This is a genomic window from Luteolibacter sp. Y139, assembly GCF_038066715.1.
In the GTDB taxonomy this organism is placed as follows: domain Bacteria; phylum Verrucomicrobiota; class Verrucomicrobiia; order Verrucomicrobiales; family Akkermansiaceae; genus Haloferula; species Haloferula soli.
This window is the reverse complement of the sequence record NZ_JBBUKT010000014.1, coordinates 46,506-72,531: the sequence shown is the minus strand read 5'-3', so window position 1 is coordinate 72,531 and position 26,026 is coordinate 46,506. Positions and strand designations below refer to the sequence as shown.

General features: G+C 62.9%; 19 protein-coding genes. 8 read left to right on the top strand and 11 right to left on the bottom strand.

Features of this window, described 5'->3' with window-relative positions; translation table 11 throughout:
• Positions 1 to 18 precede the first annotated feature (18 nt).
• The 3 genes from WKV53_RS25400 to WKV53_RS25390 all read left to right on the top strand — a co-directional run bounded on the left by WKV53_RS25400 (position 19) and on the right by WKV53_RS25390 (position 4,774).
• On the top strand, positions 19 to 2,397 hold the full coding sequence (locus WKV53_RS25400; protein WP_341407644.1) for a serine/threonine protein kinase: 2,379 nt from the start codon (positions 19 to 21) through the stop codon (positions 2,395 to 2,397).
• A 146-nt stretch (positions 2,398 to 2,543) separates the two neighbouring features.
• Positions 2,544 to 4,391 (top strand): DNA topoisomerase IV subunit B, encoded by a 1,848-nt coding sequence (locus WKV53_RS25395; RefSeq protein WP_341407643.1) that lies wholly within the window; start codon positions 2,544 to 2,546, stop codon positions 4,389 to 4,391.
• 17 nt (positions 4,392 to 4,408) lie between these two features.
• Positions 4,409 to 4,774: a hypothetical protein gene (locus WKV53_RS25390; RefSeq protein ID WP_341407642.1), complete on the top strand. Its 366-nt coding sequence runs from the start codon at positions 4,409 to 4,411 to the stop codon at positions 4,772 to 4,774.
• Between the two features lie 19 nt (positions 4,775 to 4,793).
• Here WKV53_RS25390 and WKV53_RS25385 read toward each other — a convergent pair whose 3' ends face one another.
• The 6 genes from WKV53_RS25385 to WKV53_RS25360 form a co-directional block, all read right to left on the bottom strand.
• Positions 4,794 to 6,251, bottom strand: a complete 1,458-nt coding sequence (locus tag WKV53_RS25385; protein WP_341407641.1) for a hypothetical protein — start codon at positions 6,249 to 6,251, stop codon at positions 4,794 to 4,796.
• Positions 6,252 to 6,349: 98 nt separating this feature from the next.
• On the bottom strand, positions 6,350 to 9,115 hold the full coding sequence (gene metH, locus WKV53_RS25380) for a methionine synthase (RefSeq protein WP_341407640.1): 2,766 nt from the start codon (positions 9,113 to 9,115) through the stop codon (positions 6,350 to 6,352).
• A 63-nt stretch (positions 9,116 to 9,178) separates the two neighbouring features.
• Positions 9,179 to 9,580 (bottom strand): GxxExxY protein, encoded by a 402-nt coding sequence (locus tag WKV53_RS25375; RefSeq protein ID WP_341407639.1) that lies wholly within the window; start codon positions 9,578 to 9,580, stop codon positions 9,179 to 9,181.
• 55 nt (positions 9,581 to 9,635) lie between these two features.
• On the bottom strand, positions 9,636 to 10,733 hold the full coding sequence (locus WKV53_RS25370) for a homocysteine S-methyltransferase family protein (protein ID WP_341407638.1): 1,098 nt from the start codon (positions 10,731 to 10,733) through the stop codon (positions 9,636 to 9,638).
• Positions 10,734 to 10,934: 201 nt separating this feature from the next.
• Positions 10,935 to 12,416 (bottom strand): hypothetical protein, encoded by a 1,482-nt coding sequence (locus WKV53_RS25365; RefSeq protein ID WP_341407637.1) that lies wholly within the window; start codon positions 12,414 to 12,416, stop codon positions 10,935 to 10,937.
• A gap of 11 nt (positions 12,417 to 12,427) precedes the next feature.
• Positions 12,428 to 13,471 carry a c-type cytochrome gene (locus WKV53_RS25360; RefSeq protein ID WP_341407636.1) on the bottom strand — a complete coding sequence of 348 codons (1,044 nt, stop codon included), beginning with the start codon at positions 13,469 to 13,471 and terminating at the stop codon, positions 12,428 to 12,430.
• 173 nt (positions 13,472 to 13,644) lie between these two features.
• Between WKV53_RS25360 and WKV53_RS25355 the strand changes: the two genes are divergently transcribed.
• The 5 genes from WKV53_RS25355 to WKV53_RS25335 are packed head-to-tail and all read left to right on the top strand — an operon-like array spanning position 13,645 to position 19,277.
• Positions 13,645 to 14,979 (top strand): DUF2868 domain-containing protein, encoded by a 1,335-nt coding sequence (locus WKV53_RS25355; protein WP_341407635.1) that lies wholly within the window; start codon positions 13,645 to 13,647, stop codon positions 14,977 to 14,979.
• Positions 14,964 to 16,421, top strand: a complete 1,458-nt coding sequence (locus WKV53_RS25350) for a GTPase/DUF3482 domain-containing protein (RefSeq protein ID WP_341407634.1) — start codon at positions 14,964 to 14,966, stop codon at positions 16,419 to 16,421. Before WKV53_RS25355 ends, WKV53_RS25350 begins: the two co-directional genes overlap by 16 nt.
• A 23-nt stretch (positions 16,422 to 16,444) precedes the next feature.
• Positions 16,445 to 17,347, top strand: a complete 903-nt coding sequence (locus WKV53_RS25345) for a rhomboid family intramembrane serine protease (RefSeq protein WP_341407633.1) — start codon at positions 16,445 to 16,447, stop codon at positions 17,345 to 17,347.
• On the top strand, positions 17,344 to 18,159 hold the full coding sequence (gene mazG / locus WKV53_RS25340) for a nucleoside triphosphate pyrophosphohydrolase (RefSeq protein WP_341407632.1): 816 nt from the start codon (positions 17,344 to 17,346) through the stop codon (positions 18,157 to 18,159). Before WKV53_RS25345 ends, mazG begins: the two co-directional genes overlap by 4 nt.
• A gap of 35 nt (positions 18,160 to 18,194) precedes the next feature.
• A complete protein-coding gene (locus WKV53_RS25335) occupies positions 18,195 to 19,277 on the top strand; it encodes a right-handed parallel beta-helix repeat-containing protein (RefSeq protein ID WP_341407631.1) in 1,083 nt (360 codons plus the stop codon).
• 36 nt (positions 19,278 to 19,313) lie between these two features.
• Here WKV53_RS25335 and WKV53_RS25330 read toward each other — a convergent pair whose 3' ends face one another.
• The 5 genes from WKV53_RS25330 to WKV53_RS25310 form a co-directional block, all read right to left on the bottom strand.
• Complete coding sequence (locus WKV53_RS25330; protein ID WP_345789686.1) at positions 19,314 to 19,850, bottom strand: peptidylprolyl isomerase; 537 nt, start codon at positions 19,848 to 19,850, stop codon at positions 19,314 to 19,316.
• 175 nt (positions 19,851 to 20,025) lie between these two features.
• Positions 20,026 to 22,431, bottom strand: a complete 2,406-nt coding sequence (locus tag WKV53_RS25325; protein WP_341407629.1) for a hypothetical protein — start codon at positions 22,429 to 22,431, stop codon at positions 20,026 to 20,028.
• Between the two features lie 19 nt (positions 22,432 to 22,450).
• A complete protein-coding gene (locus WKV53_RS25320) occupies positions 22,451 to 24,514 on the bottom strand; it encodes a VWA domain-containing protein (RefSeq protein ID WP_341407628.1) in 2,064 nt (687 codons plus the stop codon).
• Positions 24,511 to 25,512 (bottom strand): VWA domain-containing protein, encoded by a 1,002-nt coding sequence (locus WKV53_RS25315; protein WP_341407627.1) that lies wholly within the window; start codon positions 25,510 to 25,512, stop codon positions 24,511 to 24,513. Before WKV53_RS25315 ends, WKV53_RS25320 begins: the two co-directional genes overlap by 4 nt.
• Positions 25,509 to 26,021: a hypothetical protein gene (locus WKV53_RS25310; protein ID WP_341407626.1), complete on the bottom strand. Its 513-nt coding sequence runs from the start codon at positions 26,019 to 26,021 to the stop codon at positions 25,509 to 25,511. Before WKV53_RS25310 ends, WKV53_RS25315 begins: the two co-directional genes overlap by 4 nt.
• Positions 26,022 to 26,026 lie beyond the last annotated feature (5 nt).

The window sequence follows — 26,026 nt, the reverse complement described above, 5'->3', positions numbered from 1 at the left end:
CGTAGGATAGCCTCAGTCATGCCGGAGGGGGAACTGGAGATCGCTTATTGCCACGCCTGTGGGACGTCGATGGACGTGAGCGAGGTTGCCCCATTTTCGAATGTGGAGTGCCCGAACTGCGGGAAGCACACGCGGGTGAAGCGGGAGTTCGGCCCCTACACGCTGATGAAGCGTCACGCGATCGGTGGCATGAGCGTGGTCTTCATGGCGCAGGACAACACCCTCAACCGCGAGGTGATCGTCAAGATCCTGAACGAGGAATACGGCAGCGATAACAAGCGGATCGCGGCTTTCGAGGAAGAGGCGCGGATCACGGCGTCCTTCAGCCATCCGCATGTGGTGCGTGTCTTCACGACGGGGCGGGCCTTCGGGCGATTTTACATCGCGATGGAACTCGTGCCCGGCGGGCATTTCGAGCATCACATCCGCGAGCGCGGGTCGATCCCGGAGGCGGAAATGCTGCCGCTGGCAATCCAAGTGGCCGCCGGTCTGAAGGCTGCGCAGGCGGCCGGCCTGATCCATCGCGACATGAAGCCGGGCAACATCCTGCTGGATGGTGCCGGGAACGCGAAGATCGTCGATTTCGGCCTCGCCCTCGTCACCAAGGGCGGCAAGGCGCAGGCCACTGAAATCTGGGCGACGCCCTATTATGTGCCGCCCGAGACGATCGAGGGGCTGCCGGAGGACTTCCGCTCGGACATGTATGCCTTTGGCGCCACTCTCTACCACGCGCTGGCCGGAAAGCCGCCGTGCAATGAGGAGTCGATGGACACCAACAAGCTGCGGGAGGTCAAAAAGAAGATCCTGCCGCTGGCTAAGGCCGCGCCGTGGCTGAGTGCCGAGACCTGCGCCGTGGTGGATCGGGCGATGGCCCATGATCCGGCGCAGCGTTTCCGTTCTTACGATGATCTATTGGCCGCGCTGGAGGCTGCTCGCCAGCGTCTTGCGAGTGGTGCCGCAGCTCCTCCTGTGAAGGCCGGGAATGGTTCCAGGCGTGGCTCGAATATCGGTGAAAAGATCGGACTCGGGGTCGCCGCCGCCTTGATCCTAGGGGCGCTCGGCTTCGCCGGATGGTGGGTGACCCGTGAGGAACCGAAGCCGCAGATTTCACAAGGCGGGACCAGCCCGACTCCCGTGGCGGTCGATCCATCGGGTGGCGACAATAGCGCGCGTATCAGCTCCGCCTATCGCTCGGCAGGCGAATCGCTGAGATCCAGCGACTACACCAAGGCGCGGACGCTTTTTGCGGAAGTCCGCGATCAGGCCGGCGTGCTCGAGCCGACCGGTTCCTGGGCTGCCGGCGAGGCGGTGATCGCCTCCTATCTCGATGGCAAGAGCGAGCAGGCGCGGAAGGATGCGGGCGATGCTGCCGAGCACATCAAGGGTGCCGCTGGCATCGCCGAGAACAACCGTGAGTTTTTGTTAGATGGCTTGGACAAGGTTTCCGGGCTGCGCCCTGTGGCGTGGAGTGCGGAGTCTCCTGCTCCGACCGGGCCGGCCTTGCTGATCGCGATGATTGCCGGCTTGAGGAATTGGGAGCACGGGATGCCGGATCTCGCCCTGCCGCACTTCAAGGCAGTGCTCGCCGCCGAGCCAAAGGGAGCCGATGCCTGGGTGGCCTCCTATCAGGAAATCCTGCGCGGCTACCTGAGTGATGCGGAAAAGCTGCGGTCCGCGATCCCGGAGAAGTTTCCCGATAGTGCGGACGCTTGCCGTGGCTTGGCCGATGAGCTCCACGCTGTCCATGCCTCGCTGAAGACGAAGGGTCGCGCGCGCTTCAATCTGCGCGCTTTGCAGCTGGATCTGGAGAAGCACGCCCGGTTGCTGGGCGGGGGGAGTCCTGTCGCTCCGTCCGAAGATCCACCGCCAACGCCACCCGCCGGAGACCCGCTGGTGCAGGTTCGCAAAACCGCTGCGGCCTGTCATTTCGCTGAAGCTGCTGCGGCCATCAAATCTTCGGGCTTCCCGGACAAGGCCGGCGAGCCTCGCGTTTCCGCCTTGCTGCTATTGGCTGAGGCGGCAGCGTCCTTTCTCGGTGATCTGGAGGATAAGCTCGCTGCTCCGCCGGAAGGCGTGGTGCTGGAGCTGCGCGACCACACCAAGCTCGACCACATCACTGGCACTCGCAGCGGCGGGATCAAGATCCTGGATGCCACCGGTTCGCCGCGTGATGTCGAATGGGCCGAGGTTTCCCCCGACAGCGTGATCGAGCTGCACCGGCAACTGGTGAAGAGCGAAACCAGCGAACTGGAGCGCCTGCGCCGCCATGAGCAGGCGATCGCCTTCGACCTATTGGCCGGGGATCCGGCACGGGGGAAGAAGGCGGGCGAGAGCCTCGCATCCAGCTATCCGGCCTTCAAGCGGCGCTGGGATTTGTTGCAGGCGGGGTTGGAGTGAATGGGGTGGGAGTTCTCGCATTTGGGACGGATCGCTCTCGATTTGCGGAGGAATCCGCAAGTTTTTGAAAAAGGATGGATTGCCTTGATGGGGAGCTCGCGCTTGCCAGCTGGGCGGCGGGTCTTCAGGATTCCCGAAAGATCGCCATGGCCGCCGAATATACCGAAGACAGCATCAAATCCCTCGATTGGCGCGAACACATCCGGCTGCGGCCGGGGATGTACATCGGCAAGCTCGGTGACGGCTCTTCGGCCGACGATGGGATCTACATCCTGCTCAAGGAGGTCATCGATAACTCGATCGACGAGCACATCATGGGGCACGGCAAGGAGATCCGCATCGACATCGATGAGGAAGGCCGTGTGGAGGTCCGCGACTTCGGCCGTGGCATCCCGCTCGGGAAGCTTTTCGACTGCGCTGCCCAGATCAATACGGGTGCGAAGTACGACAGCGAGGCGTTCAAGAAATCCGTGGGCCTCAACGGTGTCGGTATCAAGGCGGTGAATGCGCTGTCCGGTTTCTTCGAGATCCAGGCGTGGCGCGAAGGGCAGACCAAGGCGATCGAGTTCTCGAAGGGACAGGTGACCGTGGACATGAAGTATCCGCGCAGTGAGGAGGCGCCCTCCGGCACGCGGCTCGCGTTTGACATCGACCGCTCGATTTTCCCGGCGAAGTCGAAGTTCAAGGACGCCTTCGTTGAGAAGATGTGTCGCTACTACAGCTATCTGAATCCAGGGCTGACGCTGATCTTCAACGGCAAGAAGTTCAAATCGAAGGACGGCCTGCTCGACCTGCTCCGTGAGGAAATGGACAGCGAGGCGCTCTATGAGCCGATCCACCTCAAGGGCAAGGATATCGAGGTCGCCTTTACCCACACGGTCGAAAGCGGCGAGGAATACTATACTTTCGTCAACGGCCAGAACACCACTCAGGGAGGCACGCACTTGCAGGCTTTCCGAGAGGGCTTCGTGAATGCCATCCGCACCTTCTACAAGAAGCAGTATGATCCGGCGGACATCCGTGCCGGTATCGAAGCGGCGATCGTGGTGCGTGTGGAGGAGCCGGTGTTCGAATCGCAGACCAAGACCAAGCTGGGATCTGCCGCGATGACTCCGAACGGCGAGTCGATCCGGACCTTCGTCGGCAACTTCCTCAAGCAGCACCTGGACAACCACCTGCACAAGCATCCGAAGGTGGCCGAGGCGATCCAGAAGCGCATCATGGCCGCCGAGCGCGAGCGCAAGGATCTGAAGGGCATCCAGAAGATTGCCCGCGAGCGCGCCCGTCAGGCGAAGGTTCATAACAAGAAGCTGCGCGATTGCCGTGCGCATCTGGACTCGAAGCACAAGCAGCGACTCGATAGCACGCTTTTCATCACCGAGGGCGACTCCGCTTCCGGTTCGATCACGAAGAGCCGCGATGTGGAAACGCAGGCCGTGTTCTCCTTGCGAGGCAAGCCGCTCAATACCTTCGGCCTCGCCAAGAAGATCGTTTACGAGAACGAGGAGTTCGCCCTGCTCCAAGCGGCGCTCGGCATCGAGGATGGCATCGCGGAGCTACGCTATAACAAGGTCGTCATCGCGACCGATGCCGACGTGGATGGCATGCACATCCGTCTGCTGCTGCTGACGTTCTTCCTACAGTTCTTCCCGGAGATCATTCGCGAGGGACACCTTCACATCCTTCAGACGCCGCTGTTCCGTGTGCGTAACAAGAAAGAGACGATCTATTGCTACGACGAGGAGGCGCGGGTGAAGGCTCTCGCCAAGCTGGGCAAGAATGCCGAGATCACCCGCTTCAAGGGCCTCGGCGAAATCTCGCCGGATGAGTTCAAGTTCATGATCGGCGCGGACATGCGGCTCGATCACGTCGAGTTTGAGGAAGGCAAGGGGACCAAGGAACTGCTCGCCTTCTACATGGGCAAGAACACGCCGGACCGGCAGGACTTCATCGTGGAGCACCTGCGCGTCAATGTGGACCGGCAGGTGGCTTGACCCGTAAGGGATCCGCCTTGCCTGCCAACGCGGATCCCGTGACGCTGCTGGCGATGAGAAGAGTCGTGGCAATCGTTGCCGGAATATTTGCAGTTGTCTGCATGGTGGCCTCGAACATCAACTCGAGCGATTCCAATGGTCGTCTTCACTCACTGGGACGAGCGGGAGTTTCGCTGGGAAGGGCAGAGCTTGCGGTTGAGCAATTGCCGGAGACCGCATCCTCCCTCGAGGCGGATGCTACAAAGAACAGGCACGTTGAAGCGTTGGACTCCTACAAGGAGGCGTTTATCTCGGCGGATCTCCGGATTGGTGGGGCGAAACTGCTCGGAAATGCGTCTCTGGCTTTCCTAGCCGTCGCTTTTGCAGCGGCGGTTAGGAAATGAAGTTCGGCGTGTAGAACGCTCAAGGCGTCGGTGTCGCCACGATGCGGAAGAAGCGCTTCAGTGATCCCGGTCCTGGCGCGGCGATGGATTTCGTGACCACGCTGCCTGTGCCGGGCACGCTTTCGATCTCAATCCAGTCATTGAGATTGTCGCTCATGAAGATGCCGTAGGTTTGGCCGCTGGCGGTGGTGAAGGAGAAGCTGCTGCTGCCGCCGGGATTGAGGGTGTAGGCGGTGAGTTGGATGTCGGGGATCGCTTGGAAGAAGGTCGAGCCGGCGACATAGGTCGTGTAGCCGGCAGGCGCGGGGATGGCGAAGGAGGACGCGCTCTGCGGCACGTAGGTGCCGATGGGGGCGGGAATGGCTTGTGATGCTCCTGACAGGGGCACATAGGTGCCGGGCATGGCTGGGAATTGAGATGCAGAGCCGGTGGATGGCACGTAGAACCCGGGATTTGCCCGTTCGAACGAGGTGGCTCCAGTGACGCTCACGTAGTGACCGAGAGGTGCTTCCAGTTGGCCGCTCATGCCGGGCAGTGGCACGTAGTGACCTATCGATGCCGGTGTATGGGTCGCGGACCCGGCGGTCGCCACGAAGCTGCCAGCGGGCGCAGGAGTTTGCGAAGAAGAACCGGAGGAAGACACGTAGTAGCCCGGAGATGCGGGGATGGCGGCCTGCATGCCGCCGACCGGGGCATAGCTGCCGGCCGGCACGGTGGAGGCGGTGGCCAAGCCGGGTGACGAGGAGATCGATCCTGGCAGGGCAGGAGTCTGTGAGGAAGAACTGGGTGAAGGGACGCAGTAGCCGGGGCTGGCGAGGATGGATGCCTGCATGCCAATCGAAGGCGTGTAGGAGCCGGGGTTGCAGGGCGTGGAAGAGCTCGCTCCAGACGTGCTTACGAATCTTCCTGCCGGGGCCGGGGTCTGAGATGAGGATCCCACGGTCGAAACGAAGTAGCCGGGTGAGGCCGGGATTGAGGATCGCATTCCTTCCACCGGGGCATAGGTTCCGATGATCGCCGGGGTGTAGGAAGAAGCTCCATCGGATGATGACGTGCTACCTGCCGGAACCGCCAACTGCTTGGTGGCCGAGGTATCTGACACGTAGTAGCCGGGGCTCGCGGCGATGGGAGAACTCATGCCTGCGAACGGGGTGTAGTAGCCGGGGCTGCAAGGTGTGGCAGAAGTGGAAGCAGTGCCGCTGGAATAGCTACCGGCCGGAGCAGGAGTCTGCGAGGCCGAGCCGGAGACGGAGACGAAGTAGCCGGGGCTCGCGGGGATCGGGGCGCTCATGCCTGCGACCGGAGTGTAGTAGCCGACGGGGCAAGGAGTGGTGGCCGTGGAATTCGCCGTGGAGACGTAGGTCCCGGCGGGCGCTGGGAATATGTTTACCCCGTCGTTGTAGTAGCCCGGCGGGGATTCAATGGCCCAGGCGCTGGAGAAGAGGACGAACGGAAGGAGGGGAAGCGATGCTTTCATTTCGAAAGGAAGGGGCGACGTTGAAAGGTGAGGAAACCGCGGGCTCTCTATCAGAGAGCCGCGGTCCTTTCAATCTGCCATTCCGCCTGCTCCCGCCATCAGGCGTAGCCCAGCCAAGGGCCGAGCCACTTTTCGGCTTCCTCGACGGTCATGCCTTTGCGGTGGGCGTAGTCTTCGAGCTGATCTTTTTGGATCTCGGAAATGGCGAAGTAGTGGCTCTCTGGATGGCTGAAGTAGAGGCCGCTGACCGCCGCGCCGGGATGCATGGCACAGCTCTCGGTGAGCGTGACGCCGGTTGGCTCCGATGCCTGTAGTAGATCGAAGAGGATCGGCTTCTCGGTGTGGTCCGGCTGGGCTGGATAACCGGGGGCCGGGCGGATGCCGCGGTAGAGTTCCTTGATGAGCTCGTTCGCGCCGAATTCGTTCGGGCGCTCATAGCCCCACGCGACGCGGGCGCGGTGGTGGAGGAGTTCCGCGAAGGCTTCTGCCAAGCGGTCGGCGAGCGCCTTGGCCATGATCGCATTGTAGGGATCGTGCGCGGCTTCCAGTTCTGCGGCCCATTCGTCGGCACCGTGGATGCCGACGACGAAGCCGCCGATGAAGTCCTTGCCGGCGCCTTGCGGGGCGACGTAGTCGGACAGTGCTTCGTTCGGCTTGCCGGATTCCTTCTTGATCTGCTGGCGCAGGGTGTGGAAGCGGGTGCGCTCGGTGGTGCGATGATCGTCTTTCCAGACGATGATGTCGTCGCCATCGGAGTTCGCCGGGAAGAATCCATACACGCCGCGGGCGGTGAATCGCTTTTCTGCAATGACCCGCTCGAGGAGTTCCAGCGCTTCGATGTGAAGCTTGGCGGCTTCTTTGGCGCCTTCTTCGTTGCGGGTTTTGAGCACGCCTGCCTCGCGGTCCCATACGCCGCGGAGTTCCCAAGCGTGGAAGAATGGCGTCCAGTCGATGTAGTCGACCAGTTCGCGCAGCGATTGATTGGGGATTGCGCGTGTGCCGGTGAATTCCGGCACCGGGGGCGTGTAGCCGGACCAATCGGTGTGGCGTGCCATTGCGCGGGCCTCGACGATGCCGACGGTCTCTTTCTTCAGTCCGCCGGTGAAGGCTTCGCGAGCCTTGCGGTGACGCTCGTTGTTCTCGGCGACGAAGCTTTCCTTCTGGTCGGGTGAAAGCAGTGACGTGGTCACCGGCACCGAGCGAGAGGCATCGAGGACGTGGACGACGGGGCCCGAGTAATGCTGGGCGATCTTTACTGCGGTGTGGGTGGATGAGGTGGTGGCTCCGCCGATCAACAGTGGCACCTTGAAGCCGCCTTTTTCCATTTCCTTCGCGACGTGAATCATCTCGTCGAGGGAAGGGGTGATGAGTCCGGAAAGGCCGATGACATCCGCGCCGATCTCCTTGGCCTTCGCGAGAATCTTGTCGCACGGGACCATCACGCCCATGTCGGTCACTTCGAAGCCATTGCACGCGAGCACCACGCCGACGATGTTCTTGCCGATGTCGTGGACGTCGCCCTTCACAGTGGCGATGAGGAAACGTCCGGCCGAGCGGCGGCGACCGGCCAGGAGGACTGCTTCGTCGTGGCTCAGGGAAGGATCGTTCGCCATGATCTCGGCGATGTCGCCGGCGAGAAACTCAGCCTTCTCCTCCTCCATGAAAGGCGTGAGCCAGGCGACGGACTTCTTCATGACGCGGGCGCTTTTCACGACCTGCGGCAGGAACATCTTGCCCGCGCCGAAGAGGTCGCCGACGACGCCCATACCATCCATGAGCGGGCCTTCGATCACCTTGAGCGGGCGACCGTATTTCTGGCGCGCTTCCTCGGTGTCCTCGTCGATGAACTTGTCGATGCCCTTGAGCAGTGCGTATTCGAGGCGCTTCTCGACGGTGGCTTCGCGCCACGAAAGGTCTTCCTCGATCTTCTTGCCGCCCTGTCCCTTGAAGCGTTCGGCGAACTCCAGCATGCGCTCGGTGGCGTCGGGACGGCGGTTGAGCAGCACGTCTTCCACGTGTTCGAGCATCTCTTTCGGGATCTCGTCGTAGACTTCGAGCATGCCGGCGTTGACGATGCCCATGTCCATGCCGGCCTTGGTCGCGTGGTAGAGGAAGGCCGAGTGCATGGCCTCGCGCACCACGTTGTTGCCGCGGAAGGAGAAGGAGATGTTAGAGACGCCGCCCGAGATGCTGGCGTGGGGCAGGTTCTGTTTGATCCAGCGCGTGGCGTTGATGAAATCGAGAGCGTAGTTGTTGTGCTCCTCGATGCCGGTGGCGACGGTCAGGATGTTCGGGTCGAAGATGATGTCCTCGGGCGGGAAGCCGACCTTGTCCACGAGCACGCGGTAGGCGCGTTCGCAGATGCGGATCTTCTCGTCGTAGGTCGCGGCCTGGCCGTTTTCGTCGAAGGCCATGACGACGGTCGCCGCGCCGTAGCGGAGGATGTGCTTGGCCTGCTGGATGAATCGCTCCTCGCCTTCCTTCAGCGAGATGGAGTTCACGATGCCCTTGCCCTGGAGGTATTTCAGGCCTTCCTCGATGATCTCCCACTTCGAGGAGTCGACCATGATCGGCACCTTCGAGATGGCGGGCTCGCTTTGAACGAGCTGGAGGAAGCGCGCCATCATCGCCTTGCCGTCGATGAGGCCGTCGTCGAAGCAAATGTCGATGACGTTGGCACCGCTCTCGACCTGTTGGCGGGCGATCTCAAGCGCGTCGTCGAGTTTTCCTTCGCGCACCAGCTTGGCGAACTTCGGCGAACCGGCGACGTTAGTACGTTCGCCGATCATGAGGAAGTTTTTGTCCGGCGTGTGGTTGTACGCTTCGGAGCCGGACAGGCGGAGGACTCGGGGCAGGGTGGACATGGCTGGTGAATGGAACGAACCGCGGAGGCGCAGAGGTCGCAGAGGAGATCGCGGAGGTATGTATTACTCGAAAGGGAACTGGTGGACGAGGCGTTTGATCCCGTCTTTCAGCAGCGGGACGTGAAAATTGATCAGGAGGCCGAGGTGCTTACCTGAGAGCCGGAGGTAGGTGAGTAGCTGGCATTCGTGGATGGGGAGAAGCTGTGCCACCGTCTTCAGCTCGACGATGACCGAGTTTTCAACCAAGAGATCGATTCGATAGCCTTCATCTTCCAATGCTTCGCCCTTGTAGATGACCGGCTGGGGAAGCTGTTGGATTGATGAAATTCCTCGCGACAAGAGTTCTTTCGCTAAAGAGGCCTCGTAGACTCGTTCAAGCAATCCCGGACCCATTTCACGGTGAACCTCGATGGCCGCATCAATGATGACTCCTGAAAGTCGGTTCAGATCCTCTTTGGTCGCCATCTCGGTCAAAAATCTCAGCGTTTACCTCCGCGATCTCTGCGTCTCCGCGGTTCGTTCAATCCTCTACCACGGGCACTTCGCGCGGGGCGATGCCCTTCACGCCTTCGGCGATGGCGGCGACGTGTTCGGGAGTGTTGCCGCAGCAGCCACCGGCGAGGTTCAGGAGGCCGTCTAAGGCGAACTCCTTCATGTAGGCATTCATGTGCGGCGGCTCAAGGTCGAAGCCGGTCGGTGCGAGCGGGTTAGGCAGGCCGGCGTTCGGGTAACAGGAGATGTGGCTCGCGGAGACCTTTGCCAGTTCTTCCAAGTGCGGCTTCATCAGGTCGGGGCCGAGCGAGCAGTTCAGGCCGACGGCGAGTGGATTGACGTGGGCGACGGCATTCCACATGGCTTCGACCTTCTGGGCGGAGATCATGGTTTCGCCGCCACGGCCGACGGCGGCGCTGACGATGATGGGGAGCTTCAGGCCATCGGCATCGAAGACTTCCTGGATCGCGACGAGGGCGGCTTTCGCGTTCAGGGCGTCGAAGATCGTTTCCACCATCAGGATGTCGCAGCCGCCTTCGATCAGGGCGCGGACCTGGCGGGTGTAGTCTTCCTTCACCTGATCGAAGGTCACGGTGCGGAAGCCCGCGTCGTTCGCGTCCGGCGAGGTGCTCAGGGAAACCGTAAGCGGCCCGATGGCTCCGGCGACGTAGCGCTTGATGCCGGTGTCGCTGCCGATGTTGTCCGCCCACTTGCGGCAGAGGAGCGATGACTGGACATTCAGCTCCCACGCGAGTTCGCGGAGCATCGGATCGTCCATGATCTTCTGGAAGAACTCGGGGTCCTTGATGCCGCCGTGCTCGCGCGGGTCATCGACGAAGAACTCGCTCTGCGCGATGGAGGTCGCGGAGAAGGTGTTCGTTTCGCAGATATCCGAGCCGGCCTCGTAGAAGCGCTTGTGGATGTCGCCGATGACGTCCGGGCGAGTGATCGAGAGGATGTCGCCGTTGTTCAGCAGGTCCTTTTTCGAGTCGGCGAAGCGGCTGCCGCGGGCGTCCTTTTCCGCCAGCCCGTAGGTGCGGATGGTGGTGCCCATCGCCCCGTCGAGGACGAGAATGCGCTGGCGGAGAGCCTTCTGGAGCTCGGCAGTGGGGTCAGGACGCGGCATGCCGCGAAATTAGGGCGGGGCCGGGCTTTCGCAAGAGTCAAATCGTCGTATCAGGATGCGTTGATGTATGCCTGAGGGCGAAATTTCGGAATCCTGCCCCCCCGAAAACGAAACCGGCCGGGTCTGCGATGCTGCCATCGCCGACCCGGCCAGAGTGAAACGCTTCATGCGCTTGCCGGTGACCCGGCCCTAAGCCGAGGATTACTTCGGCACCTTGTTCACCGTGTAGAACGCGAGGTTGTTCTGCAGCGGTGAACCGTCAGGGGAGTCGCACTTCGGGAAGCTGATCTTGAAGACGCGGTGCACTTCCAGGCCGTCAACCTTGAGGGTCACCGATTTCGCGTCGCTGGAGGCGATCTTCACGGAGTGATCCTTCTTGTTTTCCGGGTCGCTGCCGTAGGTCCACTTCGACTGGTAGGTGCAGGAGGAAACTTCCCACGCCTTGTCTTCCTTGAGCTTGTCGGGGATCGGCTGGGTGAAGCTCACCTTGAAGCCGTCCTTGGTGGCGGTCACGCGATCGATGTCGAACGGCACCGGTCCGAGAAAGCTGACGCGCTGCAGGCCTTCCGCCGGAGCGCCCCAACCGCGGACGGTCTGGCCGATGTAGAGCTGCTTGCCGTCCTTGGTGAAACGCGCGCGGTGATTGCCGGAGTGCAGGCCGCGGCCATCGATGAAGTTCGTGCACGCACCTTGCCAGGTGCCGTCGACCTTCTCGACCATCACGCGGGTGAGGCGCTCGCCGTTGTTATCCGGCAGGAGAAGCTGGCCGGCGAAAGGCGTGCCCTTCGGGAATTCCATCGGCTCGCCGGCGGAGCGGTTGATCTCCATGTTCGGGATCTCGACGGCCGCGTAGGTGCGGTCCTTGTTGTACTCGTCGAGATGGTCGTGGTAGTAGGCGAGGGGATCCTTGCTCTTCTTGAAATTCGGATCCCACACCAAACTACTAGGGTGGCCGTAGAAGTTGCCCTTCTCGACATGATACAGCGGCGTGGTGGCTTTCCAGTCGCCCTGGTTGTCGCCAGCCCACAGCTCGCCCTGCGGGTCCTGATAGACGCCATTGGCCATGCGGAAGCCGCAGGCGAATGGAGTCACGTTGCCCTTGGCATCGCTGTGGAGGATCCAGCCTTTCCACTTCACCGCGGAGTAGTTGCGGCCGCGGCGGCCGGCATCGGAGAAGGTGCCGAGCGTGTGCTCGAAGGTGGGACCGGAGAAGGATGCGGTGCCGACGGAGATGTAGTAGCCGCCCTTTCCATCTTTGCAGAGGGTATTGGTCTCGTGGTAGTTGCCGCTCAGGCCCCAGCCGGCAGCGAAGCGCATGTATTTGTCGGCGGAGCCGTCGCCATCGGTGTCCTCGGCCTCGGTCATCTCGGCCATCTGGGTGACGCGGATCTTCGTGGGGCTGACCACATCGATGCCGCAGCCATTGTCGAAGCCGGTCGCGAAGAGCTTCCAGTCGAACGCTTTCGGATCGCTGGTCGGTGTCGCCTTCAGCACGTCACCGCGGCGCAGGGCCACGAAGATGGTGCCGTCTTCGGCGAAGTCGATGCCGCCGACTTCAGGCGGCACGCCGGAGGGCAGGTTGATGGATTCGACCTTGTAGCAGTCGGCAAATTTCGCGGCGGCGTGGAGAGGCTGAACCGCGAGGGCGCCAAGGACGCCGAGATTGAAGAAGATGGTTTTCATGGGTGTGCGGTTCACTCGGGTTTGGCCAGGGATTCGATGTAGAGGACCAGGGAATCGTATTCGACGTCTGGCAGGCCGAAGGGCGGCATGTAGTTGGGCGGATAGCCTTTCACGACCTTGGCATTCGGAGTTTTGATCGACTCGAGGATGTACTCGTGGTCGGCGAGGATCGGCTTATCGAGGCCCTCGATCTCGACTTCATGGCCGAAGAGCAGGCCGACAGAGGGACCGTGGTTTTTCGAGCCATCGACGCTGTGGCATGCCGAGCAGCCATACTGGAGGAAGAGCTTTTCGCCCACTTCAGCGGTGGCCTTGGCGATGTTGTTGACGGGCTTGTATCCCTCGAACTTGCCGATGTCGCTGCCAGCCAGCGTGAGGGTCATCTTGCCCTTGCCGGTGGCTCCATTGATGCCTTTCCACGAGAGCGTGCCGTCACCCGGAGTGGTCACCGTGACCGTGCAGGCCAGCGGCGTCGTGGAGGGACTCACGGTGAGGGTGAAGGGAGTTTCGCCCGCCTTGAACGCATAGGTCGGCACTCCTTTGACGAGTTGGTAGCCGGTGTAGACGCGGGTGCCGAGATCGCTGAGGGATTTGCCGTTCAGCTCGATGGGATCTTTGCCGCTGGTCTTCCAGAACAACGTGCCGACCAACTGCGGCACGTAGCCGAAGGAGACGCGAGAGCCCTTCGCCTTGTCGCCCCAGTAGGGGGTCATGTCGACGAAGCCACCCTGCCACGTGTACATCAGGCGGCACTCGGTGGTATCGAAGACATAGGACAGGGCCGGGCCGAAATTCACGCCGATGCCCGCGGCAATGCCCGCCATGGGGACCACTTCGCCCTTCACGTCGGAGCCCTTCTCGGGATTGTACTTCGAGACGGTGTGTCCCACGTCGTGCTGCGAGAAGACCGCGTCGTCGATGTCGGGGTCGGGCAAGTAGCTGCGCAGGAGCAGCGGCTTTTCCACCGAGCCCATCGGCCGGTTTTCGTAGGTGATCAGGCGATCCTCAGCGTGCAACGGCAGGCTGAGACAAAGTAGGAGCAAGGATTTCCTCATGGGTTGACCGGGAAAGGACGCGGCAGCATGCCGCAATCTGTCAGACAGCACACCTACCCATTGTGGTGAGGTCAAGTTCATAGGTGACGATTCTTATTGGCCATTCGCCTTGATCGTGCCGTGACGTGGATTTGCCCTTGGCCGGAGGCTCTTGTTGGAGAAAGTGACGGCAGATGCGCGGTCCGAGCGGGCGTTGGAAGTGGGAAGAACTGATCGACTTCGAAGTCGCCCTGGCGGCTTGGGACGGTGAGTCGCGTCCGGATGGCCTCCATGCGGAAGGTGCGCGGCCGGTGGTGATGAAGGCTTGGAAGGAAGCCGTCGACGCCCCGCAGATCGGCCGCTCGTGGGTGAAGGGGATCGCGTGGGCCGGGGCGCTCGCGGGCGGCTTTACGTTTCTGGCCGGCTTCGGCGCGGCGTGGGGCTGCTATGATCGCGAGCGCGAAGGCATCGATGTCCTGGTTTTCCTGGTCTTCACGTTGCTGGTCCCGTGGCTCACCTTGGTGGTGGGGCTGACATTGTGGCTGCTGCGTCCGAAGTGGGGCGGTCTGCTCGGGCCACTTCTGAAGAAGCTTACGGCGCGCTTTGCCAAGAACGACGGGAACAAGGTGCTCGCGGTGATCGAGGCCAGTCCGGAGCTGGCGAAGTCCTTTGGATGGAAGATCGCCGCGCGGGCGCAGTCGGCCGCGATGAATTTCCACCTCGGGGCTATCGTCGGGCTGACGGTGTTGTTCTTCTTCCGGCGCGTCGGCTTCTACTGGGAAACGACCACCGAGCGAGCGATGGAGCGGACGCTGGAGGGCGTGGTGAATTTCCTGTCGATGCCGTGGCACGGATTTCTTCCCCGGATGGTGCCGGAGATCGCGACCAGCCGCCGTGGTGCGCATTGGGATGGCGGGGGAGCGAGCTGGATGGGTTTCCTCATGCTCGCGCTGCTGGTGTGGGGTGTGGCACCGCGGTTCCTGCTGGAGCTCACGGCTCACGTCCAATCGTGGCGCAGCGCTCGCAAGCCCGCCTTCCAATCGCCGCGCCATCGCCGCCTGTGGCGCGCGCTCACCGGTGTGAAGCGCGGCGAGGAGCCCGAGGGCCCGGCCGATGGTGCGCTGGTGCTGGATCTCGGCGGGATCTCGCCGAATCACGATGCCCTGCGGCCCTTTTTCCTGCGCCACCTGCGGCTGAATCCCGTCGCTTGGGAAACCCTGGCGGTGCTCGATGCCGGCCGTGAAGCGGCTGCGCGCGATGCCCTGGGGAAAGCGCCAGCGGGCATCGTCCTGCTTGCCGAAGGCTGGTCGCTCGCGCCGCGCCAGGTGGAGGAAACGCTCAAGCGAGTGGCCGCCGCCGCGGAAGGCAGGCGGACCGCGATCGTGGTGGCGGACTTCGATCGCGAAGGCCGTCCGCACCCGCCGAAGGCGGAGGAGCGCGCCGCATGGGAAGCCTTTTTCGACGGCCAGAAGGGTCTCGACGTGGAACTGAGTCTGTATGAGGAGGACCGCACATGGGCACCTGGCTGAGCGCTGACATCCCGGCCTTTGCCGTGGTCGGACGCGTCAATGCCGGCAAGACCGCCACTCTGGCGACCTTGCTGGAGATCGATGACGATGAGCTGCTGCGCATTAGCGCGACGCCCGGCGAGACCACGGAGGTGTTGCCGCTGCCGGTGCGTTACGATGATGAGGAGCTGATGCGTTTCCTCGATACGCCCGGCTTCCAGCAGCCGATCGAGGCGATGAAGGAGATCCAGCGTCTCGCCGCCGGTGGGGTTCCCGGCCCGGCCGAGATCGCCCGCTTCGTGAAGGAATGCCGCGAGCGTTTTCCGGATGAGGTCCGGCTGTTAGAGCCGCTTACCGAGGGGGCGGGAGTCATCTATGTGGTGGATCCCGGCAAGCCGTTGCGGGATTCGTTTCTCGCAGAGATCGAGATCCTGCGCTGGACCGGCCGACCACGGCTCGCGCTGCTGAATCCCCAGGGCGAGCCGGCACCGGAGCAGGAGAGGGAATGGCGCGAGCGCCTTGGCACGGCCTTCAATCTGGTCCGCACCTTCGATGCGCACGAGGCGCGCTACGATGAGCGACGCCGTTTGCTGGAGGCCCTGCTCCAAATCGAGGAGCACCACCGGGAGCACATCAAGAAGGTGATCTCCGCGATGGAGAACGAGATGTCAGACCGCCTCGAGGAGGCCGCCGAGGCGATGCTGGATTTCTTCGAAAAGGCGCTGACCCTCCGCGTCAGCGAGCCGCTGGAAACCCGCGACCGCGGCATTCCGGCGCGGATGGAAAAGAAACGGGCCGACCTGGAAGCCCGCTATTTCAAGAAGCTGGCCGATCTTGAGAACGATTGCCTGAAGCGCCTGCTCAAGGCCTACCGGCATCACCTGCTCAAGCCCGAGATCGATCCCGCGGGACACTCCGGTCTCAATCTCGCGGTGGCCGAGACGTGGCGGAAGTGGGGGCTCAGCCGTGGCCAGCTCACGGCAGCCGGGGTGGCGACCGGCGGGGCTGCCGGGGCGGTCATCGATTTCGGCGTGGGCGGGCACAGTTTCTTCGTCGGCGCGGCGATCGGTGCGGTGGTCGGCGGGGCGGCGGCCTTTTTCAAAGGCGGTGCGCTGCCGGAACTGCGTTTCAAGGGCGTGAGCCTCGGCAAGGTCCAAAGCGATGGCCAGGCGCTGGAAGCCGGACCGCCGCAGAATCCGAATTTCCCGTGGGTGCTGCTGGATTCGATGCTGATCCGCCATGCAGGCATCCTCGACCGCGCCCACGGGCGCCGGGACAAGGCGCCGATCGAAAGCGGCGAGCAGGAGAGCCGGGTGCGGGCTTTTCCCGCGGCGCGGCGCAGTCTTTTCCAGAAGTGGTTCACCAGTTGCCTCAAGGGCTCGCCCGACCGGGGAAAGGAACCGGAGGTATTTGCCGAGCTTGTTGCCGCGTTGGATGAAGGGGCGGCCTTGCCCAACGAATAAACGCGTGTTACCCCCTGCTTCAGATGGGTGCATCGGACCGGGACTACTTTCGTGATGAGGAGCGGCGCTACGCGGCGACAGGTGGACAGCCACCGATGCCGGTGGTGACGAAGTGGCTGTTGATTTCGAATGCCATCCTGTTCCTGATCGACCTGTTCACCCGGCCGCGAGGCGGGGAATACGGGGTGCTCAATGCGAACTTCTGCTTTACCATCGAGTCGGCTTTTCGCGAGGGGCGCATTTGGGAGCTGCTGACGTTCCAGTTCCTGCATTTCAGCCCCTTGCACATCATCGCGAACTGCCTGGGGATTTACTTCTTCGGCCCGTGGGCGGAGCGCTGGTGGGGGAGCCGCCGGTTCCTCATCTTTTACCTGCTGTGCGGTGTCGCCGGAGCGCTGTTCTTCACCTTACTGACTCTCACCGGCATTCTGCCAGGACGGGATGTGACCGCGCCGCTGATCGGTGCCTCGGCGGGGATCTACGGGATCCTGCTTTCGATCGCGGTCATTGATCCGAATGCGAGGGCCCGGCTGATCTTCCCGCCCATCGAGGTGACGATGCGGAGGCTGGCGCTCATCGTCATGGGAATCGCCGTTCTCATGATCGTCCTGGACAATCTGGCCGGTGGCCGTCCTTCGCTGAACAGTGGCGGGGAAGCCGGCCATCTCGGCGGTGCCATTCTCGGGTTCCTGCTCACCCGCTTTCCGCAGCTGCTGGGGAAGGGGTCACCCAAGGAGGAGAAAATCATCCGTCCGAAGGAGTTCCGCCAGAAGTCGAAGCTGAGGCCGCGAACTTCCGTGGACATCGCCACCGCTTCCGATGTGGACCGGATCCTGGACAAGATCAACCGGGAGGGCATCCAGAGCCTGACGGACGAGGAGCGCGAGATTCTCCAACAAGCCAGCAAACCGACCAAGGAACGATGACCGACGCGGAAATGATCGATTGTCCTGACAAGGGCCTGCAGCTGGAGCGGCTGCGCGCCATCATGCACCGCCTGCGTGCGCCCGGCGGCTGCCCGTGGGATGCCGAGCAGACGCACCGCAGCCTCGTTTCCAATCTGATCGAGGAAGCCTACGAAACGGTGGATGCCATCGAGCGCGATGACATGAAGCACCTGGAAGAGGAGCTCGGCGACCTACTGCTGCAGGTGGTCTTCCACAGCGAGCTCGCGCAGGAAAGCAAGCACTTCGACTTCGACGACGTGGCGCGGGGGATTTCCGACAAGCTGGTGCGCCGGCATCCTCACGTCTTCGCGACCGCGGACGCCGCTACGACGGACGCCGTACTTCAGCAGTGGGATCAGATCAAACGCAGCGAGAAGGGGACGGAGGACGAGCCTTACCTCCATGGGGTCGGCAAGGGTCTGCCTGCCCTGCTCCGTGCCTCGAAGCTCCAGAAGAAGGCGGCCAAGGTCGGCTTTGACTGGCCGACCCAGTCCGGCGTGCTCGCAAAGATCCGCGAGGAGGTGGTGGAATTGGAAGGTGCCGTGGACGCTCAGGATCTCCCGGCGGTCGATGAAGAGATCGGCGACCTGTTGTTCTCCGTGGTCAATCTCGTCCGCTTCCGCAAGCTCGATCCCGAGGTGATCCTCTCCGCGGCCAACGAGAAATTCGAAAAGCGTTTCGGCGACATGGAGCGGAGGCTGAAGGAAGCCGGGCTATCGCTTGAAGCCGCGACGGCGGATCAGATGGACGACGCGTGGGAAGCGGCGAAGCGGGCGCGCGCCCGGATCTGATGCGAGGTTAGGCCTGTCGTCGGCGTATGGATTCCATGCGCGTATTCCTTGCCCTTTCCCTTCTCGCCGGCCCCGTCGCTGCGGCGACTCATGAGGTGGATTCTGCTGCCACGCTTTCGGCGGCGCTGCGCAGTTTGAAAGCGGGCGACGTGGTAAAGATTGCTCCGGGCGACTATGCGCCGGGGAACTTCGTCACTGGCATCGCGGATCTCACCATCGAAGCACGCGATCCAAAGAACCCGCCGTATTTCAAGGGCGGCAAGGAGGCGTGGCATTTCAGCCGCTGTCCCGGCCTGACGCTGCGGCACCTCAAGGTCAGCGGGCAGAGCGGCAACGGCATCAACCTCGATGATGGTGGTGAAATGGAACGGCCGGTGGTCAAGGTGCTGATCGAAGGCGTCGAGGTGAGTGATATCGGCCCCGACGGAAACTTCGATGCCATCAAGTGCTCGGGCCTCGATGATCTAACGATCCGCGACTGCCGGATCTCAGGCTGGGGAGGTCAGGCCATCGATTTCGTCGGTTGCCACAAGTCACTCATCACCGGCTGTGTCTTCACAGGCAAGCCCGGCTTCTCGCAGCACACCGGTCCGCAGTTTAAGGGCGGCTGCGAGGACATCGTGATCGAGAAGTGCCGCTTCAAAGACGCGGGCGAGCGTCCAATCCAGGCTGGCGGCTCGACCGGCATGGACTACTTCCGTCCGCCGGGCGCGAAGTACGAGGCGCGTCGTATTACGGTCCGCGAGAACACCATCGAGGGCGGCATGTGTGCCACCGCCTTCACCGGTGTTGATGGCGCGGAGTTCACTGGTAATACCGTGAAGAGCCCGGAGAAGTGGATCTTTCGCGTGCTGCAGGAAACCAAGGCGGAGGGTTTTCCTCCATGTCGCAATGTGGTGATTTCCGGGAACTCCTTCGTCTTCCAGAGAGCGAAGGTGAAAGACGAGATCAACATTGGAGCCGATACCGCACCGGAGACGTTTCGCTTCGAGGACAATCATTGGCTCGCAGAGGACAAGCCGGAGGCCTCGACTCCGAAGTTGCCGGTGGTGGAGAAGGGCGGGAGCTACGGGAAGCAGGCTTCCGGCACGAAAAGAAAAACGCCAGGCCCGGAGTAGCCGGAGCCTGGCGTTGGAAAATAAAACGCGAGGAGCTTACTTGCCAGCGGCCTTCAGCTTGGCGTCCCACTCGTCGATCTTGGCCTTCTGGGCGGCGAAGAGAGCATCGGTGGAGTCGAGGATTTCGATCTTCTCGATCTTGTCGCCCTTCCCGGCGGGATCGACCTTTCCGCCGGTCTCGCCGGTGTTCACCTTGCCGAGCAGCTTGTTCACGACGTCCTGGCCCTTGGTGACTTCGCCGAAGACCGAGTGGTGGTTATCGAGGAAAGGAGTCGGGGCCATGGTGATGAAGAACTGCGAGCCGTTGGTGCCCGGGCCGGCATTGGCCATCGAGAAGATGCCCGGCTTGCTGTGCTTGAGTTCCGGATGGAACTCATCGGCGAACTTGTAGCCCGGACCGCCACGGCCGGATTCGGTCGGGTCGCCGCCCTGCACCATGAAGTTCTCGATGACTCGGTGGAAGGCGATGCCGTTGTAGTAGCCGCGCTTGGCGAGGTTGAGGAAATTGGCGGCGGTCACCGGCACCTTGGAGGCGAAGATGGTGGCCTCGATGTCGCCCTTGGTCGTGGTCATCTTGATCTTGATGTCCTTGACCGCTTCGGTCTTGGCGGCTTCGGCAGGCTTCGTCTCTTCCTTCTTGGCTTCCTCCTGCGCGAAGGCGAAGGGTGCGAACAAGGCGAGGGCGAGAATCAAACGTCGTTTCATGCGTTTCGTGTAGGTTGGAGAGAAGGAGATGGGATGAATGCGATCAGGCGTTGTTTTCGCCGCCAGTGGAGCGGGGTTTCGGTGCCTCAGGATTTGTTTCGGGCACGAGTGGCCGGATGTCAACGAGCGGCACCCAGCCACGGCTTTCGTTGGTGAAGGCGACATAGGCCCAATCGCCGGAGCGGCTGACCAGCTTGCACAGTGATCCGGCCGGAGCGTCGATCACCTTCGGTGCGGTGCGGGCAGCATCGGTGCGGACGGTGGCGGTATCGGATACGACCACGGCTTGCTCCTTGAGCGGGGCGAAGCGGGCATCGTCCGGATAGTAGTGCCAGCCCAGCACGCCGCAGGCGGCGATCAGGGGAGCGCTCACGAAGGCGGCGATGGCGCCCATGCGGAGCCCTGCACCGGGGCGGGTGGCCGGGAAGACGAGCAGTCCGAGCACCACGGCCCATGCCGAGGCTGCGACCAAGCCCTGCCAGAAACCCAGCGGCAAGCGGGCGATCTGATGCTCATAGTCCGGCCGCACGATGGTGATGGAGCCGAACTTCCGCTCCAGGAAGCGGAGGTTCTGGCGCGACTCGGCGTGAGCGGAGTTCCGGGCCAGCGCGCGGCGGTAGTAGAGCGCGGCCTCACCGGCCGAGCCCATGCGGTAGGCGGCATCGCCGATGTTGTAGAGCGTGTCGGCGGAGAGTTGGTCGTAGGGGCCGCTATCGAGCCACGCCTTGGCGGCTTCGCTGTAGCGTCCGTCCTGGAAGAGCTTGCCAGCGTCTTCCGCAGCTCGGGCGCGCCCGCCGGAAAGCGTCAGCAAGACCGCCACCAGCGGCAGCGCGAGCCGGCGGAGTTGCTTCAGCACGCGGTTGCGCTCGGTGCGGTCCACGCGGCTTTCGGCGCGGTCTTGGCGGAAGCTGCTTTCGTCGCGGCGCTTGAGCACTTCATCAATCATGGGATCCTGGCGGTCACCTAGCCAGCGCTCGATGAAATGCGCGGCCTTGCGGTAGAAGGTTTGGTCCGGGGCATTCTCGACTTCGCGCCACTCCTTGTGACGGGCGAGGACAGCAGGGTCCTTGTGAAGCCGGGGAGCCAGATGACGCATGGCGATCTTCGCAATCAAGCCGAGCGCTAGCAGCACCGGGATGATCTGCCAGCTCCACGAGGGAAGGCGGAGCTTGTTAGAAAGCAACGCGGCATTCGGATTCACCACGCCAAGGATATCGGTCATCTCCTCCAGCGGCATCGACAGCGCTGGTGGCGGAGCCGCCATGATGCCAGCCGCAGTGGAGGGCAGCACGTTGAGCGGGATCGCATCGGAGAGGGCGGTTTCGTAGCTGCCTTTCGCGGGATCGAAATAGACCAGCTTGAAAGGGGGGATGGCCTTTTGCAGCTTCAGCGGGCGCATGAACTGGCGGAAGATTACCTCGCCGGAAAGCTCGCGGCGTTCCTCACCGCGTTCGTCGGACGAGGCATCATAGATCTTCCAGCCATCGGCATCGAGGAGCTTCGGCGGATTGAGCGCATCAAGATTGCCGCTGCCGGAGACGGAGATTTCCAGCGTGACCGGATCGCCTTCATGCAAGTCGGTTGCTCCGGTGGCGACCTTCATGTTGAACTGTCCGACGGCATTCTCGAAGCCCTCTGGCGCGCCGGGAGGCAATGGCTTCGATTGGAATGTCAGGGCAGGGATATTCAGCTTGAGGGCCTGGGCGTAGGCGCGGCCGAAGTTCTGCACCGAGGCGACTTGAAGCTGCAGGGTGAGGCTGGCGGGTCCAAGCGTGGCCGCACCGGCCTGATTGGTGGAAGCAGTGCTGGGATAGGGGATCGCGTAGCAGGTCCGTCCTAACAGCTGCGCACGGCCGATCTGAGGCTGCGGCTGGAAGCGCCACGCGGACAGGCCCTGGCGTTCGAAGTCAGGGATGCCCCAGTCGACGACCATCAGGTCGCCGGGCAGATAGATCTTCAGCTCCACCGGCTGCTTTTCCCCGAGGTAGGGCTGATCCTTCAGCGCGTAAAAGGCGGCGGAATACTTGATCTTCTCCTGGCCCACGGTCGCGTTGGACCAGGTCAGGCTCATGTCATCGAGCACCCGGAACTCAAGCGGGCTGGTGTGCAGGGCCTCGCCATTCACGACGACGTCCATCGACGGGATCACGTGATTGCCCACTTCGAAGCTCGAGACCACGAAGGGGATGGAGAGTTCCGGCCGCTGGCGGTTTTCGTAGGGCCGACGCTGCGGGTAGGACCCCAGCAAGTGGAAGTCCACGTTCTTGATCTGGGGCGTCTTGAGTGGCTCGATCTGGTCGTTGTAGTCGCCGCCGCGAAGGACGATCTCGAACTTCGCTTGCTCGCCCCGCACGAGGAAACGGCTGCTCATGACCACGTCAACGCCGGGAGCCGCATGGGCGGCACCGGCAAGCAGCAGCGAGAGGATGATTTGGCGGATTCGGTTCACGTCGGAAAATCAGATCGGGTTACCAGTCCTTCTCGGGCTGGCGGTATTCCATGCGGCCCGGATTGAGCGCGCCTTTTTCGAAATCGGCATTCTCGCGCAAGATGCGGCGTGCGGCGTCCTCGGGAGTTTCACCGGCCTTCGGCTTGCTGCCTCCATTCTTGTCTCCATCCTTGTCACCCTTGCCATCCTGAGGGCGGTCGCCCCCTTTCTTGCCTTGGTTTTGCTTGTCGCCTTCTCCGCCCTTGCCGTCCTTCGGCTTGTCGCCGCCCTGGCCTTCGCCTTCCTGGTCGCCTCCTTCTCCCTCTCCGGGCTGAGGCTGGCCTTGGGCCTGACCTTGGCCCTGGCCGGGCTGCGGCTGGAGCTGCTGGGCATTCTCCGAGACTTCCTCGAGGATCTCACGCAGCTTCTTGAGATACTTCACGGTGAGCGCGCGATTGTGGCGGGCGCTCTCAAGCGATGAATCGTAGCGCAGGGCGGAATCGAAGTGCTTCACTCCGTCCATCCAGTCGCTGAGCACGTCGTTGAATTGCGCGAAGCCGGCGCTGTCGCCGCTGTCCGGAGCCTCGCTCTGCATCCACTTCGAAAGCGCCTCCCGGACCATGGTGTCGAAGGTCTCCATCGGATCCGTCGGCTTGCCCTCTTCCGGCTTCTTCTCATCCTTCGAGAGGCCGAGGATGGAATCCGCGATCCTCCCGAAGGCATCCGGCTTCTTCTCACCTTCCTTCGGTCCCACGTTCGGATAGGCGGCATCACGCGAGAGGCGCTTCCACCCGCTGCCGAAGAGGACGCTGCCCATGCCATGATGGGCGGCGGCCCGAACCCTCGGGTCGTCCGACTTGAGCGCCGCGCTGAAGGCACTGCGCGCGCTCTGGAGATCGCCCTGCGCGTAGGCGGCATTGCCTTCCGCCAAGCGATAGCGGGCGATCCGTTCCGGATCCTGCTCGGACATCGCGAGCCCCTTGAAATAATTGGCAGCCTCTTCATGGCGGCCTTCCGCCAGTGCGCGGCGGGCATCCTCCTCCACGCTCGCCCTGGCGGGCTGCGGGAAGAGCAGCATCAGCGCCGTGGCGGTCGCCGCGCTCGCCGGGCCCAAGCCGCGCCAGCGTGTGCCGGCAATCACCGAGGTCATCAGCATCAGGATACCCGGCAGCACGAACCACTGGTAGTACTCGTTCGGCACGAAGTGTTCACGGCCGGTGATCTCGAATTGCTCCATGTCAGAAATCGCCAGCTTCACCATTTCGGGAATGCTGGTGGCGGAGGTGGCAGCGGCGAAACGGCCGCCGGTTTCCAACGCCATCCGCTTGAGCGGTTCGGCATTCAGTGCGCTGCGCACCACGTTGCCGGCAGTGTCGCGATGTCGACCGTCGCTAAAATCCTTGTCCGGCACAAAGTCGCCGAGCTCGGTGCCCATGCCAATGGTGAAGACATAGATGCCCGCGCGCTTTGCCTCCGCCGCCAGCTTCATCATCTTGCCGGTGGTTTCATCGCCATCCGTCATGAGGATCAGCGCGTTTTCCTTTTGGCCGGTCTCCTTCAGCGTCTTGATCGCCATCTCGAGCGTGCCTTCCAGATTCGTGCCGCCCACCGGGATGTAGTCGGTATCGAGCTGATCGATCGTTTCGCGCACCGCCGCATGGTCGGGGGTGAGCGGAGCGACGAGATACGGCTCACCGGCGAAGGCGATCACGCCGATGCGGTCGCCGGGAAGGGCCTCCATCAGATCGTAGCAGAGCGTCTTTGCCTGGGTCAGCCGGTTCGGCTTGAGGTCGGTCACCAGCATGCTGCGGGAAAGATCCAGCGCGAGCAGCACATTGCGGCCTTTGGTGGTTTCGGTCTCGAGGCCCCTCGTCGTCTGCGGGCGAGCCAGACCGATCGCCAGCAATACGACTGACGCCAAAAGGAAGGAGAATGCCAGCCAGCGCGGCAGCGGACTCGCGCGGCGCAGCAGCTTCGATCGCAATCGCGGCGCGGCAAAGGCGGCCCACTGCTTGCGGCGCAGACGCGCGGTCAGCACCGCCCCGATCACGAACAGCGGAAGCACAAGCAGCAGCAGGAGCCAGGCGGGTTGGGCTAGGGTCATGGTGCGGGCGGCGGGTTGAGGGCCAGGACGAAGGCGGCGGCCAGCGAGCCGATCACCGCGGCGATAATGAACCACGGGAACAGCTCGGTGTCCTCGATCACGGTGCGGGACACCGTCTCGGACTTCTCAAGCTGGTCGATGGTTTTGAAGGTGCTCTCCAGCTGATCGATCGTTTGCGCCCAGTAGTGCTCGCCGCCGGTCAGGGATGCGATTTTCCTGAGGGTCGGCAGGTCGAATTCCTGGCGGGCGAAGCGCTGGATGTGCTTCTCGACGCGGCCCTCCTCGGTGCCGATCGCGATCGTGTAAATCTTGATGCCGAGCTTCTTGGCGTTTTCCGCCGCTTCGACCGGGGCGATTTTGCCGGAATTCGAAGCACCATCGGTGAGCAGCACGATGATCTTGCTCTTGGCGTCGCGGGATTCGAGACGCGTGGAGGAAGCGGCGATGGCGGAGCCGATGGCGGTGCCCATTTCCTTCAGGATATTCAGGTCCACCTGCCGGAAGCTCTGGAGCAGCCAATCGTGATCGAGGGTGATGGGACTCACCGAGTAGGGGCGTCCCGAGAAGATGACCATGCCGATGCGGTCGTCGGTGCGGCCTTCGATGAACTTGTTCACCACGGCTTTCGCCGCATCCAGCCGCTTCACGGGGCGGCCGTCCGGCGTGTGGAAGTCATCGATGCTCATCGACAGTGACACATCGAAGGCGATCACGATGTCGATGCCGCTGGCGGTCTTGCTTTGATACTCATTCCGCCATACCGGGCGGGCCATCGCGAGGATGGCCGGGACCAGCGCGAGGATGGCCAGCGGCATGCCGAAGGAGAAGGCGGAGCGGCGGACCTTGGCCCCCATGCTGACGAGCACCGAGAGCGTGGAGAAAGTCAGTGCCGCCTCAGCCCCCCGGCCGCGGCGCAGGATGAACAGCAGCAAGCAGGGGATCAGCAGCAGCAGCCACTGCGGCTGGGCGAAGCGGAAATGTGTGAAGAAATCCGTCATGCGGGCTGATGCTGGTGGAGGCGGTCGAGCAATTGGCGGGCCGCTCCGAAAAGCGCCACCGGATCGCCATTTGTGTCGCGACCATACTTCAATCGGGCCAGATGGGAAAACCCTTCCGCGGTGACATTCCGGAGGTCCTCGGGATAGCCGGACAGCGCCGCGTGGCGGGAAACGAACTCCTCGTGGGTCTCAAACAGCGCCGGATCCCCGCAGACCGTGGCGAGATAGCGCCGCAGGACCAGCGAGACCTTGGTCGCAGCGGCCTGCATGCCTCCCTCGGGCACGGCTTCGAGATCGTGCTGTGCCCGTGCGTAGGCTTCCTCACGCAGATGGCGTGGGTCGGTTTCCGTGTGCTTGCTGCGGCGCAGGAAAAAGAGGAAGCCGATCACCGCGGCAGCGGCCAGGCCGATCAGCACCCATCCCCACGGCGGCATGCCGGGATCGGGCAGCAGCGGGTCCGCCGGGACGAGTTCCCGGAGCACCAACGCGTCATCGGATTCCTTGGCCATCGTTC